This window comes from Bacteroidales bacterium, assembly GCA_035299085.1.
Classification (GTDB): Bacteria; Bacteroidota; Bacteroidia; order Bacteroidales; family UBA10428; genus UBA5072.
In genome coordinates this window covers 1-16338 of the sequence record DATGXG010000050.1, presented here as the reverse complement: position 1 = coordinate 16338, position 16338 = coordinate 1, and the positions used below count along the sequence as shown (strand labels likewise).

The following is a 16338-nucleotide window of genomic DNA, read 5'->3' as shown; positions in this document are numbered from 1 at the left end:
ACTGCCAGTCAATTCCGTGCGGGAGATAGGGCAATAAAGATAGAGGTAATGAATGGGACTGACGGTCGCTGTGCGCACCCGGAAGTTTTTGATTGACAAAGAAGGCAAGATTGTTTTTCCAAATGCTGATAGATCTAGTTCTAAAATAAAGCTATACGAACAGATTGATGGATTATTATAAAGGCAGCTGCCAACAACCGGTCATACGCAATTGCCGGGTTGTGCGGGTGCCAATGTTTACTCACTTGGCTTCATCAGTGGGTAACCCGACCAGTAAGTGCCCTGAAACGGCAACAGCTTATACCGGCGGACGTTGGCAACTATTTTATAAAAAAAGATGCAAATGGAAACAAAATTAAAGTTCTTGTTACCAATTTTTTTTCTATTTGTTGCCTTTTTACAAATTAAGGGGCAGACAAATATATCCGGAAACATCTCAATCAACACTGTATGGACAACTAAGGGTAGTCCCTATATTATTATTGATACAGTTATTGTCACCGGGGGTGTGATCTTAACATTAAAACCCGGAATTATAGTTAGATTTAGAAATGGTGCTGAACTCCGGATAAACTATTCATCTATTGTTGCAATTGGTACTCCATTAAATCCAATAACATTTACGAGTGATTCTCCTATACCTCATGCGGGTATTTGGAGTACAATTAGTATCAATGGAGGGGATGACACTCTTTCCACTTTTAATTATTGCAATTTTGAGTATGCAGCTGCTGCCATTAGAAATAATGGTGGAGTATTGAGTTTGTTGAAGGTAAAAAACTGCAATTTTAATTCAAATGTGATAGGCATTAATGATATTGGTTGGAGAGCTATGGCGATTGATAGTTGTAATTTCAAAAATAATACTGAATATGGATTATTTGAGCTTGAATCATCTACCATAAGTAATTGTAATATTTCAAATAATAAGATTGGAATCTCTGCTATGAATATTGGGGGATATAATGTTCATATTGACAATTGCATGATTGATTTAAATCAAATTGGTATTGAGGGGTTATATCCGAATTCTACTATAAAAAACAGTATCATTCGTTCTAATCAATACGGAATAATCTTCAAACCCAGTAATGGTTATATTTCTTTAGCAAAAGGAAATTTGATTGATTCAAATAAAATTGCCGGTATAGTTTTGAAAGGTGGATTTACTATAGATAGTTGTCAAATCAGATATAATGGCATAGGAATAATTGACAGCGGTGGTATAAATCAAAATATCATTATAAGAAACAAAATGGAATATAATTCTTCAGGAATTATATTAGGAACTTCAAAGGATATATTTCGCTGCAATAAAATCTGTAATAACACATTATACGATTTAAAATCTATTACCTTAAATGATATAAAAATTCCAGATAATTTTTGGTGCTCATCTGATTCTTTATCAATCCTGGAAAAAATATCTGATGGGAATGATACAAGTAGTTTAGGAATAGTCAAAATTACGCCTCTTGATACAGTTCAATGTTGTGATAGTTCCAATGTTTTAGTTATAAATAAAACAGATGGAAAAATTATAGGTAATTCAATATTAATATTTCCCAATCCGGTCTCTGATTATTTAACATTAGCATTAAAACCAAATATCTCAGAAGCAGAAATAAAGGTGTTTAATATCATCGGAGGTTTGGAGTATTCTACATTAACAAACCGTGATGAGACTATTATTGACGTAACTTATTTTAAAAGTGGCCTTCATATTATTCAAATAATTAGAGGTAACTCTATCATTATTCGAAAATTCATAAAAAAATAATAAAACAGTTGCCACAGCGTGTATAATCAATTGCTTGGCATCAAGCTGCGAACACTATCACTTTAGGCTGCCCTGGTGTATCGCGATACAGCATCACTTTGTTGGCACAACTGATCATACACGCGAACGTGGCAATAATTTTCTGAAACAATAGCTTTTTTTATAAGGTTTTTGTCTAACAGAACAATCCTAATGAAACAAACAATATGAAAATAGTAAGAATTCTCATCACACTAATTGCACTGCACTTTTTTGCGGGGGTTTATTCACAACAGATTGAAATTCTATATGATAGTTCATATCCTCGTCAGGTTGGAGGTTCATTTCCACTCGGAATTAAATATACCGATAAAAAAGGAAAAACCAGACTGACTCGAGGTTTCCTTGGTGGAAAACAATACTGGCTTTATTATTATATTAATGTTCTGGGCGGTACATTTAACAAAGGAATGGTAAATATTACAGATAATCCGGCAACTATAACAAATCATCAAATAATAGTTATTGCTCAGTTAGCCAGTGATCCCCGTATATGCAGCCAGATTAGTATACCTCTGACATACTACGGATTAACCATAGCTGATTATACACCATCCAGCGATGACTATATAAATGGATTGCATGGGGATATTTTGGATGTTTATATAAGCAAGTTTTATGATCCCATTTATAAGGGAGAGTTATTAAAAGTAAAAATTTATAGTTCATCAAGGAATAATGAATTGGAATACTATGTGCACCCAACTAATGGACAAATACGTATCATTGCAAATGGCGGTGACGGTCAGAATGGAAAAGATAAAGTAAATGGAGAATCCGCAGACGATGGAGGAAACGGGGGGAACGGGGGATCAGTTACAGTATATATACTCGAAAATGCCCGCGACTGTTTGGATAAAATTGAAATTTTAAATTTTGGTGGCTCTGGCGGTAAAGGTGGCAGAAGTGATAATTCTTCAGGCAGAAATGGACTGAATGGTTTAAATGGACCTACCCCTCGTATTCAGATAGTAAAGAATTTTTAAATGGTTTTTGTAATCCCTGTCCGTCGCTATCGCGCCGGCGGGCTTTTAAATTTAAATGGGGAACCTCAAGCGAGCTTGGGTTGGGTAGGTGTAGTTTGGGGGGATTACTGCGTGATCCCTTATGGGGGGATCCTGCAAAAGTTCAAAAATCCCGTCCCGTCGCTGTCGCGCCGGGCGGTCTTTTAAATTTAAACGGGGAACCTCAAGCGAGCTTGGGTTTACGAAAGTTCGACACAGGCTCTGCCTGTGTCGGATTATTACTGCAGGCTCCAGCCTGCATCTAAAATGCTATCTATGAAAGAAGGGGGGATTACTGCGTGATCCCTTATGGGGGGATCCTGCAAAAGTTCAAAAATCCCGTCCCGTCGCTGTCGCGCCGGCGGGCTTTTAAATTTAAATGGGGAACCTCAAGCGAGCTTGGGTTCCCCATTTAAATTTAAAATCCCGGGCTTCGCCACGGGATTTTTGAACTTTTGCGGAGAGGGGGGGATTCGAACCCCCGGTACCAGTTACCCAGTACGACAGTTTAGCAAACTGTTGGTTTCAGCCACTCACCCACCTCTCCCTGACTGAAATTCTTATTTTTAAGGTTCGACAAAAGTATAAAATATCCGGCAATACCAAAATAATGATTTCAATTTTTCATCTACCAAATAAACGGAACCAGTCTGTATCTTGTTTTGGCAGTATACTCCTTATAACCGTTAAGCTCATTCACTAATGTTGAATCTTCCTTTTTTGTTCTTATAACAAACACTAAAATCAGCAAAGTTACCGGAATGATACTCCACAACGAGCCAAACAGCAATGGGAAACCTGCTGCCTGGATCACAGAACCCATGTAGGCCGGGTGCCGTACAACAGTATATAATCCTGTATCACATACCGTATGTCCCCTGTCTGTCTGAATTCTTACTGTGCTTGAAAAGAACTTGTTTTGTTTCTGGGCAATCAGAAAGAGAAGCTGTCCCGCTGCAGTCAGCACTATGCCCAATCCGTATAACACCGGGTGAAATTCAGGCGACCAGCCATACCGGCCTGAGTCCAAACCTCCGGTTACATACATGACAAGTGTCAGCAGGAAGGAAAACAACAATAACTGCTTGTCCCAACTCTTTGCACCTTCGCCCGCTTTCGCCCGTTCTTTAAGTAAATCTGAATCCAGGCTGAATACAGTGTAATTCAAAATAATCATTACGATACCTATAGCCAGGTATACAAGACCCTGCCAGTAAAGGAGCTTACCGGCACTGATGAAAATGAGCGCAAAAAACAGAAGGGTACCGAGCGCCTGTTTGAGAAAAAGACTTGTTTTCATTGATGAGAGTTTGAGAATGTAACTCAAAATAAATAAGAAACAGCTTTCATTTAACCCAGAAGGCTTAATTTTTTTACACCGTAATGTAGAGACGCACGGCCGTGCGTCTCTACAGATTTTCCAATACACGTAACGCAAACTCCGAAAGCGACGGATCCCTGGCACCCATTAGTAAAATAATATCTCCTGATTTTGTTTCACTTTTAAAAAGAGCCGGTAATGCAGAACGATTATTAACCAGTATGGCATTTTTCCCGTTTTTCTGAACCGCCTCAATCACCACTTCTGATCCGATATCCCTGTTTACGGTTCCGCCTGCATAATATACATCCGACATAAAAAACCGGTCGTCACTCCGCAATACTTGCGTAACCTTTTCAGCCAGTTCCTTATGCATAAAACGCAACGGTCCGTAACCATGCGGCTGAAACCAGGCAAAAACCCTGGTTCCTATCTGTTGGCAAGCCTTAATGGCTGCAGCAACTTCAGAAGGATTATGGGCAAAATCATCAATTACCGAAATGCCGTTTTTCGTCCCCACCAGCTGGGTCCTCCTGTAAATTCCGGTGTATGTTTCAAGCGCTTTGGATGAATCTTCAATTGTAACGCCTATTGCACCTGCAACAGCCACCGCTGCCATGGCGTTTTCCATATTGTGACGACCCAGGACCGGTATGATAAAAGGAATTCCGTTAACAGTGAATTCTATTCTGAATCCCTGTTGTTTAAAATCTTTTCCTTTGTACCCTGCCTTGCCAGCTGTACCAAAATCATATTCATGGTTTTGCGAAAGTGAATTGATCAGGGCGTGATCATTGTTTACAATGAACCGGCCATGTGTATGCTCTTTGAAAGTTGAGAAAAGCTGCATCAGTTCATCAAATTCCTTATGATCCCTGTCTATATTAAGAACGACACTGATCTCGGGGTAATAATTAACAATAGAACCATCCGATTCATCAGCCTCAATAACAAGCCATTCGCTCTCCCCCACCCATGCATTTCCCGGAAGACCCTGTTTCTGTAATGAAGATAATCCTGCACCGGTCATCAGCGAAGGCGAAAAGCCATTCACCTGCAAAATATGAAAAATCATCGCCGTGGTGGTTGATTTACCCGAAGTTCCACCTACAGCCACAGTCCGTCGGTTTTTAGAAATCAGAGCAAGCAATTCCGACCGCTTCATTATGGGAATTCCGAGTTCCTTTGCTTTTACATATTCGATATTGCTTTCCTCAATGGCCGTGGAGACAACTACCACCTGGATATCCGGTGTTACTCCTGAACCGTCCTGCTGAAAACACGAGATTCCCTGTTTTTCGAATTGTTCCTGGATCAGCATTTTATTATCGGGTCCGAAAAGCCTGTCGGAACCGGCCACCCTGCAACCTGTTCCTCGCAGGTATTGGGCAATAGCGCTCATACCCGTACCGGCTATCCCGATAAAAAAATAATTCGTGTACTTTTCAATATTCATGTCGGCCTTTTGTGTCATATGCAAAATTAACATTCCGCCCATTATCACCTGCCGGTTTTTCTTACATTTGTAATGAATAAATACACATCGTATGAATGAAGAAATAATGCAAATAGCCGAACGGATCAGGGCACTCAGGGACATCAACGGTATTTCAATGGAAAGCCTTGCATCCTGGCTGGGAATGAAGGTGAAGGACTACCAGGAACTGGAATCAGGGAAAACCGATATTTCAGTCGCTCTCCTCATCAAGATTTCGCAGAAACTGAACGTTGAATTCACAGCGCTACTTACAGGAGAGAATCCGCGCCTTCATCAATATTGTGTTGTACGAAAAGGACACGGAGCACATGTTGACCGCATGAACCAGTATACCTATGAAAGCCTGGCACATAATTTTATCCACAAAAAGGCGGAACCATTCCTTGTGAATGTGAGGCCTGAGGCAGGCAACGAAACACCAACCTTTAATTCCCATCCCGGCCAGGAATTCGAATACATACTTGAAGGTGACATGGCCGTCTATTTTGAAGACCATAGCATTGAGCTCCATGAGGGAGATTGCATTTATTTCGATTCTTCACACAAGCATGCAATTAAGGCACTCAATAACAGGCCGGTCCGATTTCTTGCCATGATCATGTAATTGCAATCTGATGTTTTCAATTGTATTACCATAACAGCATTCAATATGATCCTTGACTATTTTGTAAAAAAAACCGATTTCAGCTCCTACGAGGATTTTTGTGATAACTACAAGGTGGACGTGCCTTTGAATTTCAATTTCGCCTTTGACGTGGTGGATGAAATCGCCGCACAGACTCCTGGAAAAACAGCCATGGTATGGTGTGATGATAAAGGCAGTGAGCGGGTTTTCACATTTGCCGAAATGAGTGCATACAGCAACAAGGCGGCTAATTTTTTCCTGTCTTCGGGAATTGAGAAAGGCGACAAGGTTATGCTCATCCTGAAAAGAAGGTTTGAATTCTGGTTTTGTATCCTTGGACTTCATAAAATAGGTGCGGTAACCATTCCTGCAACCCATTTGCTTACCGAAAAAGACCTGGTTTACCGTAACAATGCTGCAGGAATTAAAATGATTGTCTGTGTTGGCGAACAGGATGTGGTCGAACGCGTTCTCAGTTCCCGCAAACAATCTCCCACATTGCTTAAGGTGGCTGTCCTGAGCTCCGATTCGGAATGTATCGATTTCAACAGGGCCATGGAAAAGCAAAGCGATGTTTTTATAAGGCCCAAAGGTTTCAATGGAACGCAGAACACCGATCCCATGCTGTTGTACTTCACATCGGGAACGACAGGTATGCCTAAAATGGTAAACCAACCGTTTACCTATCCGCTCGGACATATCCTGACTGCCCGTTACTGGCAGAATGTGATGGATAACGGACTGCATCTTACCGTTGCCGATACGGGCTGGGCAAAATCGGCCTGGGGAAAGATCTACGGGCAATGGCTATGCGGGAGCGCCGTGATGACTTATGATTATGATAAGTTCGTTCCCAAAAACATGATGGACATAATTGTGAAATACAGGGTCACCACATTTTGCGCCCCGCCGACAATATATCGTTTTCTTATTAAAGAAGACCTGAAACAGTACGACCTGAGTGCTCTGAAATATTGTGTGGTTGCCGGTGAGCCTTTAAATCCGGAGGTATATAAACAGTTTCATGATGCCACCGGTATCAAGCTGATGGAAGGCTACGGACAGACTGAATGTACGGTTGCGCTGGCTACTTATCCCTGGTTTGAACCGAGACCCGGATCAATGGGAAAACCTTCGCCGGGATATGCTATTGATATCATTGATGAAGAAGGCAACTCATGTGAGGTGGGTGATGAAGGTCAGATAATAATCCGCACATCGGTGAATAAGCCCTTAGGCATGTTTGACGGGTATTACCATGATGACGCGCTGACGGCAAAAGTTTGGCACGATGGTATTTATTACACAGGTGATATGGCGTGGCGTGATGAAGACGGCTATTACTGGTTCGTAGGTCGGGCCGATGATGTGATCAAGAGTTCAGGCTACCGGATTGGTCCTTTTGAAGTGGAAAGCGCCCTTATTGAGCACCCTGCCGTGCTGGAATGCGCCATAACAGCCGTTCCTGATCCTGACAGGGGACAGATTGTGAAAGCCACTGTGGTGCTGACAAAGGATTATAAGCCAAGCGAGGAACTGGTTAAGGAATTGCAGGAACATGTGAAACAGGTAACTGCTCCTTACAAATACCCTCGTATTATAGAATTTGTTACCGAACTACCCAAAACAATAAGCGGAAAGATCAGGAGGGTGCAGATCAGGAATAACGACGAGATCTCCTGATATTGCTGAACCTCTTCGGCCCGGCCACCTCCCGCCTATATCACCCCTCCCCTGCCCCTCCCCTAAAAGGGAGGGGGGAGTGCATTTGTGGAATTGGCGGAGCAAAGATTGATTCAATCTATCTTTAAAAACAATAATTCCACAAATCTTCATCCCCTCCCTTTTAGGGGAGGGGCAGGGGTAGGGTGAATACTCAAATATTTTTTATCCATTTATCCGAATAAAATTTGTAATTTTGCAAAAAAATCTGCCCTTTTTAGGATTTAAGCTAACCTAATGATTGGTTGATTAACTAACTTTATACATTAAATTTTTAATATGGGCAGAAGCAACGAGACCTTTAACAAAAAAGAAGTTCAGGCTAAAAAAGACAAGAAGAGAAAAGAAAAGGAAGCAAAAAGACTCGAAAGGAAACAGCAAAGCAGGGACGGAAACAATCTTGATGATATGATTGCCTATGTGGATGAATACGGTAAAATCTCATCTACTCCCCCCGATCTTTCACAGAAAAAAGTAATAAAAGCCGAAGATATTGAGATTGGAGTGCCCCGTAGTATGACATCAGGCCCTGATGAAAGTGTCCGCAAAGGAGTGGTTACTTTCTTTAATGAATCGAAAGGTTTTGGTTTTATCAAGGACTCGGCATCGGGTCAGGATGTTTTTGTTCATATCAAGGCCCTTCTGGAGCCGATAAAGGAAAGGAACAAGGTTACCTTCGAAGTTGTAAGAGGGCCTAAAGGTCCCAATGCCGTTAATGTTAAAGTAGAGAAATAATTTTAATCACTTAATTTAATAGAATGAACATTTATGTTGCAAACTTAAGTTACGCCGTCAGCGACGCCGACTTAAAAGAATTGTTTGAAGAGTACGGAACGGTATCTTCGGCAAAAGTAATAACTGATAAGCTGACCGGTCGGTCAAGAGGATTTGGCTTTGTGGAAATGGCCGACAACGCCCAGGGTCAGAAGGCTATTGATGAATTAAACCAGTGTGAATACGACGGAAAGGTTATCAGCGTAAATGTAGCACGGCCAAAAACTGACCGTCCTGCAGGAAGCGGAGGATTTAACCGCGGACCACGCAACGATTATAATTCAAGAAATAACGACAGGAATTCCGACAGGAATTATGATTCAAGGAAGAAAAGATATTAAGATATTCTTTCATAGTTAACAAAAAAGGCACCGATCGGTGCCTTTTTTGTTTAGGGAAAAAACAACTAACTGTAAGCATATTGCATTGAGAGATACTTAAATTTACAAAGAAGTAGAAATCAGAATCAAATTTAATTGAAGAAAATGCATCTATGACTAATTTATTAATGCTTGTTTTAATAATAATTGGTATTACCGGAGTCCTCAATGGATTTTTCTTGTTTTTTTATCTGTATTTTGGATATTCAAAAAAGAATCCTGCGAATAAGTACCTGGCCTTCCTTGTTTTGTTTCTTACAGTAAGAATGGCTAAATCTATCCTTACAAGTATAGTTCCTGTGCATTTTATTGTTATTCACATAGGATTGGCAGCTTTTGTATGTGTAGGTCCGGAGCTGCTATTTTATATCCGTAAAAGTGTGAATCCCAAACTCATGTTCTCCGGTATTGAATATTTACATTATATACCAGGACTACTTGTGCTATGTTGTGTATTCTTGCCCTATCCGCCAAATGATCCAAAGTGGGACATACGGTATAATTTGATTATGTTTCAGATTTTAGGCTATCTTATTTATACAGCGTGGTATTTCCATAGGAAAGGAGAGCACTCGCTAATTATGCCCTACAAAACAGGATGGTACCGATTCATTATCGGATCGGTTGCCCTGATTTGGTTATCCTATGGCATTACATGGTGGATAGGAATTCTTCCGTATTTGTCCGGAACATTTCTTTTCGGTTTATTTATATATATATTAATCTATTTGTGGCTCAATAAAAAGCAGATCAATGAATCATTCGAAAGATACAAGAATTCAATACTCTCAAAGACCGATTCATTAGCTTTATACCAGAAACTCACAGTTGTAATGAAGAGTTCAAAACCTTTTCTGAATAACGAAATTTCTCTTTCGAAGCTTGCTTCTCAACTGGAGACTAAACCTCATCTTCTTTCCCAGGTAATCAATGAAAACTTTAACACGAATTTTTTCGATTTTATTAATTCATGCAGGATAGAGGAGGTAAAGGAACGTCTCACTTCACCAGAGTTCGCAAAACTAACAATTGCAGCCATCGCATACGACTGTGGATTTAACTCTATTTCATCCTTCAATTCAGCTTTTAAAAAGAAGGAGAAAATAAATCCGAGAGAGTATCGGGATAAGCATACCCTTTAAGCTTCAATTCTATTTTTTTTCATAAAATCATTCATATCTGAGCATTAAACAACTACGACTTTATAAAGTCAATAGTTTATCATTATGCACCCTCCTATTTTTGGGCTCAGATAACTATTTCAATTTCTAATTTAATAGCATTTGAATGATGAAAAAGCGTTTACTTTTTCCGGTGGTTTTGTTCTTAATATCGGGAACAATATATAAGGTATATCCCCAGGAAGTTAATCACCCATATTCTATTAAAAATCCGGATTCAAAACCCAGGCTCTTTAGAATATTGGTAAACAATGAAGAAATCTTTGCGACTCACATAACATTTATGCCCGATGGGAAAGAGTTCTATTTTGTTACGGATAGTGGCAATATGGAAATAATTAAATACTCCCGTTTTGTGAGTGGAAAATGGAGCGAAGCAAAGACAGCTCCTTTCGCCGGGAAGTTCAGAATTGAAACACCCCATATTAATCCGGACGGTACACGTTTTTTCTTTGCAAGGTCTTCTGATGATTTAAAGAGTACAATCATCTGTGTAATGGAAAAAGGTAATTCCGGTTGGAGTGAGCCAAAGCCACTGGATAAAATAATAAATAACGGAGCTTTTAACGCGAGCGCATCATGCGCTTCGAATGGGAATTTGTATTTTTTTTCAGATCGACTTGGCGGATGGAAAGCGTTTTATTCACAATATAAAAATGGTAAATATTCTGATCCGGTTCCATTAGATACATCTATAAACAAATATTCAGTCTCCGAACTTTATATTGCACCTGATGAGAGTTACTTGCTCTTCGGAAAGTATGTTTCAGAAACAAACTGGAGAGATATCTATATTAGTTTTAGGATAAATGAATCCTGGTCGACAGCCCTGAGCCTTGGCAATGAAATAAATTCCGGTGAATATGAAGGAAGACCTTGTGTTTCACCTGATGGAAATTATCTGTTTTATTCAAAAGGCATACCAACAAAAATCTATCAAGTTGAATGGAAACCACTTCTGGATTCCTTAAAAAGGACTTTAATAAACAAACAATAATTTAATCTATGCAAAAAGTTCTTTTGTCTTTATTGTTATTAAATGCATTTGCCCGGTGCCACCCGGGAGACACCGGTCACGTCATAAATAACAAAACCCTGGTTAAGTTTTGGGATTTAAAGACTGGTTCCCATATCGCTTATGTTCATTTACCGGCAGATGATTCGGCTAATGCCACACCTTTAATTTTTCTACATGGAGGACCTGGTGCGTGCCAGGTAAATTCCTTCGGCAAAGAAGCTCCTGTTGAATGGTACGAAAAGTTGACCAGGAATAATTTCGACGTTTATATTTACGACCAGTCAGGAAGCGGGCTCTCCGGTAGACTTAGTGACCCGACCCAGTATACAGTAGATCGACATGTATCGGATCTGGAAGAAATCAGGATTATCATTGGCAACAAATCCTGTATATTAATCGGCGATTCGTGGGGGGCAACTTTAGCCACTCATTACATGGCAAAATACCCTCAGCATGTTTTAAAAGCAATATTTACTTCACCGGGATCCATCGATTTGAGAGATTGGAACGATGAATACTCAAATGTACCCCGGTTTCTATCCGGATGGTATGATTGGATTGGAAACCAATATGGCCAGGAACGACTCAACCGCTATTACAAACTTGATGAACTGATGCAGACAGATGTTCATAAAGCGTATATATTTGCGGGTGACAAGGAAATGGATCAATTAGCTGATGACTTTATTTCTGCAGAAATTTTAAAAACCTGCGTGTATCATAAATCCTTTACAAAAAGCTCTGAGTTTAAAATGAAAGGAATGGGATGGTGGGCATCTGCCATGACAATTTTCGATCTCATGAACATAGAACCGGTAAAATATATTCTCAAACAGAATACCACCCCAGTTTTAATTCTTCGGGGAGATGCCGACTATCTTTCACCCGGTATTGCCAACCAATACACTACAATTTTTTCTAATTCAAGATTAGTAAGGGTTCCGCGAGCAGGTCATTTTATATGGCTCGACCAACCCAGGACATATCGACAGGAAATTGAAAACTTCCTGACTGAATAGTATAAAAGGCACCTCCGGGTGCCTTTTTTGTTTGAGTCCCTGTTTTGGTCATTTCAATCCTGCTTTTTGCAGGCTTATTTACTTTTCGGGATTATTCTGATAATCATGTACTATCTTTGATTATATGAGAAAATATAAGCTACAGCAATACGCTGCGATCGTTGCGGGTATTTCTCTCGGGATAAGCATCCTGGTACATTTCAATACCATCCTTGATATAGCCGCACCCGACGGTTCAACAACTTCGTGGCATCGCGGCAATGTAACTACAACAGAGGTAATCGGGGAGGTATTTGTCACTTTCCTGGTTACATTTTGCTTATTCGTACTTAATTATTTCGTAATTAAGCCCATTAACAGTCACAGGCGACTTAACATATGGACCATCCTGCTGTCCATAGTGGCGACCGCTGTTGCGGTTACCATTCTGAGCGATGTTTTCTTTGCATTAAAGCATTTGATCTTCTCTACTACCCATACATCCCGGTTCAACCTGTTATATACTTTTCGCGATCTGTTCATTGCCATTGTAGTGCTTAGCTGCGTGTTTATCATCAGGATCATCAATGAAAGACAGGCCATCCGGTTTGAAAATGAAAAACTGATCCGTGAGAACCTGCAAAGTCAGTATGAATCGCTTAAAAACCAGGTTAGTCCGCATTTTCTGTTTAATTCCCTTACCGCCCTTAAAACCCTGATCAGTGATGATCCCAAAAAAGCCCTGTTATACCTGAACGACCTTTCACAAGTGTTGAGGTATACATTGAAAAGCAATGAAAATCAAACGGTGTCCCTTTATGATGAAATGGAGGCCGCAAAATCCTATATTTTTCTGATCAAAACGCGTTTTAATACCAATCTAAGTATAGTGTTTAATACCCGCGAAAGTTTAAACCAATACAGGCTGCCTCCCCTTGCCATTCAGACTTTGATTGAAAACGCAGTGAAGCATAATGAGATCAGCAAACGTCATACGCTTGAAATAACCATCAACACTTCAGACAATGAGACTTTAGTTGTCACCAACACCATTCATGAAAAGTTATCCATGGAACCGGGCACAGGAATAGGCCTTTCCAATTTGTCCAGGCAATACAAATTACTGTGTGGTGCTGATATCAGGATATCTAAATCAAATAACCTGTTCCGTGTTGAAGTTCCCTTACTTAAACCAACCACAGATGAAGGCAGTAATCGTTGAGGATGAAATGCTGGCTGCGCGCAATTTGATGACAATCCTGGATGAACTGGGAACGTTACAGGTTGTTGCCACACTTGAAAGTATCCATGAAACCGTTGAATGGTTCAACACCAATCCCCAGCCTGATCTGCTGTTCCTTGATATTCACCTTGCCGACGGATCGGCCTTTGAGATTTTTGACCGGACCACTGTGCAATGCCCTGTAATTTTTACAACAGCATACGATGAATATGCCCTCAAGGCTTTTAAGGTGAACAGCATTGATTATTTGTTAAAACCCATCGACATCCTTGCCGTACAGCAGGCTTTAAATAAACTGCAGGGTCTTTCGGGTTCGAATAAATACCAGGCCGACATCCGGAACATCATCGCTTCTTTCAAAAAGGCTTCGACATTTAAAACTCATTTTTTGGTTCCGGTAAAAGGAGACAAACTTATCCCTGTTAATACATCAGATCTGGCCTGCTTTTATATTGAAGCGGGTTTGGTAAAGGCAAAGACCCATGAAGACAAAACATTCACATTTGAACATACACTCGATGAACTGTGCGGTATGCTGAATCCCGATGATTTTTTCAGGGCCAACAGGCAATATGTTATTGCACGGAATGCCGTGAAAGATATTGATTTCTGGTTTAACAGCAGGCTTTCAGTAAACCTGAAGGTAACCGTACCGGAAAAAATACTGATCAGCAAAGCCCGTGTCCCTGATTTTAAAAAATGGTTTGCAGGGGAATTATAAATCTAAAACGATTGGCAATATGAATAGAATGTTGATTTCATTGTCACTCATAGTCGTGTGCGCCACCCGGGCTTGTATTGCACAAGGCCAGGCCAGCGATCCACTGGCTTTTCCCCGGGATAATTTTGTGGTGGAAACCAAAATGGTGAGGACATCCGGTGGCGAAAAGAAAGTGGTTTACCATGCATTCAGGCATATCCCCTATGTGGCCAATCCGGTCGACAAAGATTATCAGAGCCTTAATGTCAGTGTTCCCGTTGAGATTGACGGTAAGGCCATTGATGCCGCAAATGCACCGATTTTCTTTGACATTGGTGTAGGAGGTTATATGTCAGTTAAAAACGCCGGAGATGGCCCTGGCCGGGCTATGCGAAATTCCGCTGATATCAGCAGCAGACCCGACCTGGCCCTGGCTGCAGGGTATGTAATAGTATCTCCCGGATGCCGCGGGCGGGATAACATGGCTGCGGACGGCACCTATTATGGTAAGGCACCTGCTGCAATAGTCGACCTGAAAGCAGCGGTACGGTACATCCGCCACAACAAAGGCGTGTTACCCGGCAACACTGACAGGATTGTTTCGGCAGGTTGCAGTGCAGGCGGGGCATTATCTGCACTTCTGGGCGCTTCAGGCAACAACCCTTTGTTTGAAACATATCTGAAAGAAATTGGCGCTGCCGATGAACCTGATCATATTTTTGCGAGTGCCTGCTACAGTCCTATTACCGACCTGGAACACGCCGACGGTGCTTATGAGTGGATGTTCGGGACCTTACCGACTCGATCCGGGCTGGTTGACCAGAGGCTTTCCGAAGAGTTGAAAGCATCCTTTGCGGAGTATCAGCAATCTCTGAATAGTAAGGGTAGAAATAACTTTGGAATCCTCTCCGCAGACAACTATGACCAGTATCTGCTCCGGTTTTACCTGGTACCCTCCGCGAACAGCTATTTAAAAGGATTGTCGGATGATGCCCGCAAAACATACCTGGCCAATAATACTTGGATAAAATGGAACGATCAGGGGGCTGCATTTACATTTGCCGACTATGTAAGTCATGTAGGCAGGATGAAAGGCCTTCCGGCCTTTGACGATTTCAGCATGAAGCAACCCGAGCCCGAATTGTTCGGCAATGCCACCACTGCCGCCAGGCACTTTACCAGTTTTAGCCTCAGGCAATCAACCGGGGACAGGAATGCTGAGATTGACAGCGAACTGAAAACCATTGTGAACATGATGAATGCCATGTACTTTATCAGGCAAAACAACAGGGATTGCGCCCGAATGTGGTGGCTCAGGAACGGAACAAGTGACAACCATACCTCACAGACTGTTATGATAAACCTTGCCACAAGTCTTGAAAACATGGGCAAGGTTGTGAATGCCCTGCTATTCTGGGATGGGGGCCATTGCGCTGATGATGATCCCGAAGGATTGATCACATGGATCGGTGCAGTTACAGGCTTTACCAAATAAGCCTGTTCTTTCCCCGTTTCGCAGAACGGTGTCCCCGTAAAAAATTTTTTGGACGGCTTAATGATCTGCGTATCAATAAATAAAATCACTACCCCAAAACGTCATTTCACTCACCATTTTAGCAGTCTCGCATAGATATAAAAGTTTTCATGCAGTTTCACGGGTAATTTTATGACAGTATTTGAATTAAAACTATCATAAAATGAGACCACTACATTACAGAATAATTTTATCGTTAATGATAAGCATCGGTTCATTGACTTGTGCTTTTCCCCAGGAGATTCTCACCATTCAGAAGATACAGGGTGAGTTTAAATTTGACGGGGTGGTAGATGATGCCTGCTGGCAGAATTTACAGCCTTTACCCATGGTAATGCATACGCCTGTATTCGGTAACCAACCCACAGAAATCAGCGAGGTGATGATTGGTTATGACAACACGTATATTTATGTGGGGGCAAGGCTGTTTGATTCAGACGCATCCAACATGCTGGTAACCTCCAAAAAGCGCGACGAAATTTCAGGTGGCAACGAAGCCTTCACCATTATTTTTGATTCTT

General features: G+C 41.1%; 15 protein-coding genes and 1 tRNA gene. 13 read left to right on the top strand and 3 right to left on the bottom strand.

The window, feature by feature from the left end:
* Window positions 1–343: 343 nt before the first annotated feature.
* Both VK179_17065 and VK179_17060 read left to right on the top strand, forming a co-directional pair.
* The gene (locus VK179_17065) at window positions 344–1780 is read left to right on the top strand and encodes a T9SS type A sorting domain-containing protein (GenBank protein ID HLO60465.1); all 1437 of its coding nucleotides are present in this window, start codon (window positions 344–346) and stop codon (window positions 1778–1780) included.
* Window positions 1781–1986: 206 nt separating this feature from the next.
* A complete protein-coding gene (locus VK179_17060; GenBank protein HLO60464.1) occupies window positions 1987–2805 on the top strand; it encodes a hypothetical protein in 819 nt (272 codons plus the stop codon).
* A 476-nt stretch (window positions 2806–3281) separates the two neighbouring features.
* Here the strand turns inward: VK179_17060 and VK179_17055 are convergent.
* The 3 genes from VK179_17055 to VK179_17045 all read right to left on the bottom strand — a co-directional run bounded on the left by VK179_17055 (window position 3282) and on the right by VK179_17045 (window position 5618).
* Window positions 3282–3370, bottom strand: a tRNA-Ser gene (locus tag VK179_17055).
* Window positions 3371–3451: 81 nt separating this feature from the next.
* The gene (locus tag VK179_17050) at window positions 3452–4123 is read right to left on the bottom strand and encodes an isoprenylcysteine carboxylmethyltransferase family protein (GenBank protein HLO60463.1); all 672 of its coding nucleotides are present in this window, start codon (window positions 4121–4123) and stop codon (window positions 3452–3454) included.
* A 109-nt stretch (window positions 4124–4232) separates the two neighbouring features.
* Entirely contained in the window at window positions 4233–5618 is a 1386-nt protein-coding gene (locus VK179_17045; protein ID HLO60462.1) for a Mur ligase family protein, read from the bottom strand.
* A 73-nt stretch (window positions 5619–5691) separates the two neighbouring features.
* Here VK179_17045 and VK179_17040 point away from each other — a divergent pair, with 73 nt between their 5' ends.
* The 11 genes from VK179_17040 to VK179_16990 all read left to right on the top strand — a co-directional run.
* Window positions 5692–6246, top strand: coding sequence for an XRE family transcriptional regulator (locus VK179_17040; protein HLO60461.1), 555 nt, complete (start codon window positions 5692–5694; stop codon window positions 6244–6246).
* Between the two features lie 45 nt (window positions 6247–6291).
* A complete protein-coding gene (locus VK179_17035) occupies window positions 6292–7950 on the top strand; it encodes an AMP-binding protein (protein ID HLO60460.1) in 1659 nt (552 codons plus the stop codon).
* A 318-nt stretch (window positions 7951–8268) separates the two neighbouring features.
* Window positions 8269–8724, top strand: coding sequence for a cold shock domain-containing protein (locus VK179_17030; protein HLO60459.1), 456 nt, complete (start codon window positions 8269–8271; stop codon window positions 8722–8724).
* 23 nt (window positions 8725–8747) lie between these two features.
* Entirely contained in the window at window positions 8748–9104 is a 357-nt protein-coding gene (locus VK179_17025) for an RNA-binding protein (GenBank protein HLO60458.1), read from the top strand.
* Window positions 9105–9256: 152 nt separating this feature from the next.
* A complete protein-coding gene (locus VK179_17020; protein HLO60457.1) occupies window positions 9257–10285 on the top strand; it encodes a helix-turn-helix transcriptional regulator in 1029 nt (342 codons plus the stop codon).
* Between the two features lie 145 nt (window positions 10286–10430).
* On the top strand, window positions 10431–11321 hold the full coding sequence (locus VK179_17015; GenBank protein HLO60456.1) for a hypothetical protein: 891 nt from the start codon (window positions 10431–10433) through the stop codon (window positions 11319–11321).
* Window positions 11322–11329: 8 nt separating this feature from the next.
* Window positions 11330–12361 carry an alpha/beta hydrolase gene (locus tag VK179_17010; protein ID HLO60455.1) on the top strand — a complete coding sequence of 344 codons (1032 nt, stop codon included), beginning with the start codon at window positions 11330–11332 and terminating at the stop codon, window positions 12359–12361.
* 124 nt (window positions 12362–12485) lie between these two features.
* Window positions 12486–13562 carry a histidine kinase gene (locus VK179_17005; protein ID HLO60454.1) on the top strand — a complete coding sequence of 359 codons (1077 nt, stop codon included), beginning with the start codon at window positions 12486–12488 and terminating at the stop codon, window positions 13560–13562.
* Window positions 13543–14304: a LytTR family DNA-binding domain-containing protein gene (locus VK179_17000; GenBank protein ID HLO60453.1), complete on the top strand. Its 762-nt coding sequence runs from the start codon at window positions 13543–13545 to the stop codon at window positions 14302–14304. The genes VK179_17005 and VK179_17000 overlap by 20 nt, the downstream gene beginning before the upstream one ends.
* 19 nt (window positions 14305–14323) lie before the next feature.
* Window positions 14324–15778 (top strand): subtype B tannase, encoded by a 1455-nt coding sequence (locus VK179_16995; protein HLO60452.1) that lies wholly within the window; start codon window positions 14324–14326, stop codon window positions 15776–15778.
* A 202-nt stretch (window positions 15779–15980) separates the two neighbouring features.
* On the top strand, window positions 15981–16338 hold a 358-nt coding region (locus tag VK179_16990), incomplete at its 3' end, for a hypothetical protein (protein ID HLO60451.1).

What these genes read in the sequence shown, in the direction of transcription:
- VK179_17065 (HLO60465.1), top strand. Translation starts at nt 344, where the DNA reads ATGGAAACAAAATTAAAGTTCTTGTTACCAATTTTTTTTCTATTTGTT.
- VK179_17045 (HLO60462.1), bottom strand. Translation starts at nt 5,618, where the DNA reads ATGACACAAAAGGCCGACATGAATATTGAAAAGTACACGAATTATTTT.
- VK179_17020 (HLO60457.1), top strand. Translation starts at nt 9,257, where the DNA reads ATGACTAATTTATTAATGCTTGTTTTAATAATAATTGGTATTACCGGA.
- VK179_17030 (HLO60459.1), top strand. Translation starts at nt 8,269, where the DNA reads ATGGGCAGAAGCAACGAGACCTTTAACAAAAAAGAAGTTCAGGCTAAA.
- VK179_17005 (HLO60454.1), top strand. Translation starts at nt 12,486, where the DNA reads ATGAGAAAATATAAGCTACAGCAATACGCTGCGATCGTTGCGGGTATT.
- VK179_17050 (HLO60463.1), bottom strand. Translation starts at nt 4,123, where the DNA reads ATGAAAACAAGTCTTTTTCTCAAACAGGCGCTCGGTACCCTTCTGTTT.
- VK179_17000 (HLO60453.1), top strand. Translation starts at nt 13,543, where the DNA reads ATGAAGGCAGTAATCGTTGAGGATGAAATGCTGGCTGCGCGCAATTTG.
- VK179_17060 (HLO60464.1), top strand. Translation starts at nt 1,987, where the DNA reads ATGAAAATAGTAAGAATTCTCATCACACTAATTGCACTGCACTTTTTT.
- VK179_17010 (HLO60455.1), top strand. Translation starts at nt 11,330, where the DNA reads ATGCAAAAAGTTCTTTTGTCTTTATTGTTATTAAATGCATTTGCCCGG.
- VK179_17025 (HLO60458.1), top strand. Translation starts at nt 8,748, where the DNA reads ATGAACATTTATGTTGCAAACTTAAGTTACGCCGTCAGCGACGCCGAC.
- VK179_17015 (HLO60456.1), top strand. Translation starts at nt 10,431, where the DNA reads ATGATGAAAAAGCGTTTACTTTTTCCGGTGGTTTTGTTCTTAATATCG.
- VK179_17040 (HLO60461.1), top strand. Translation starts at nt 5,692, where the DNA reads ATGAATGAAGAAATAATGCAAATAGCCGAACGGATCAGGGCACTCAGG.
- VK179_16995 (HLO60452.1), top strand. Translation starts at nt 14,324, where the DNA reads ATGAATAGAATGTTGATTTCATTGTCACTCATAGTCGTGTGCGCCACC.
- VK179_17035 (HLO60460.1), top strand. Translation starts at nt 6,292, where the DNA reads ATGATCCTTGACTATTTTGTAAAAAAAACCGATTTCAGCTCCTACGAG.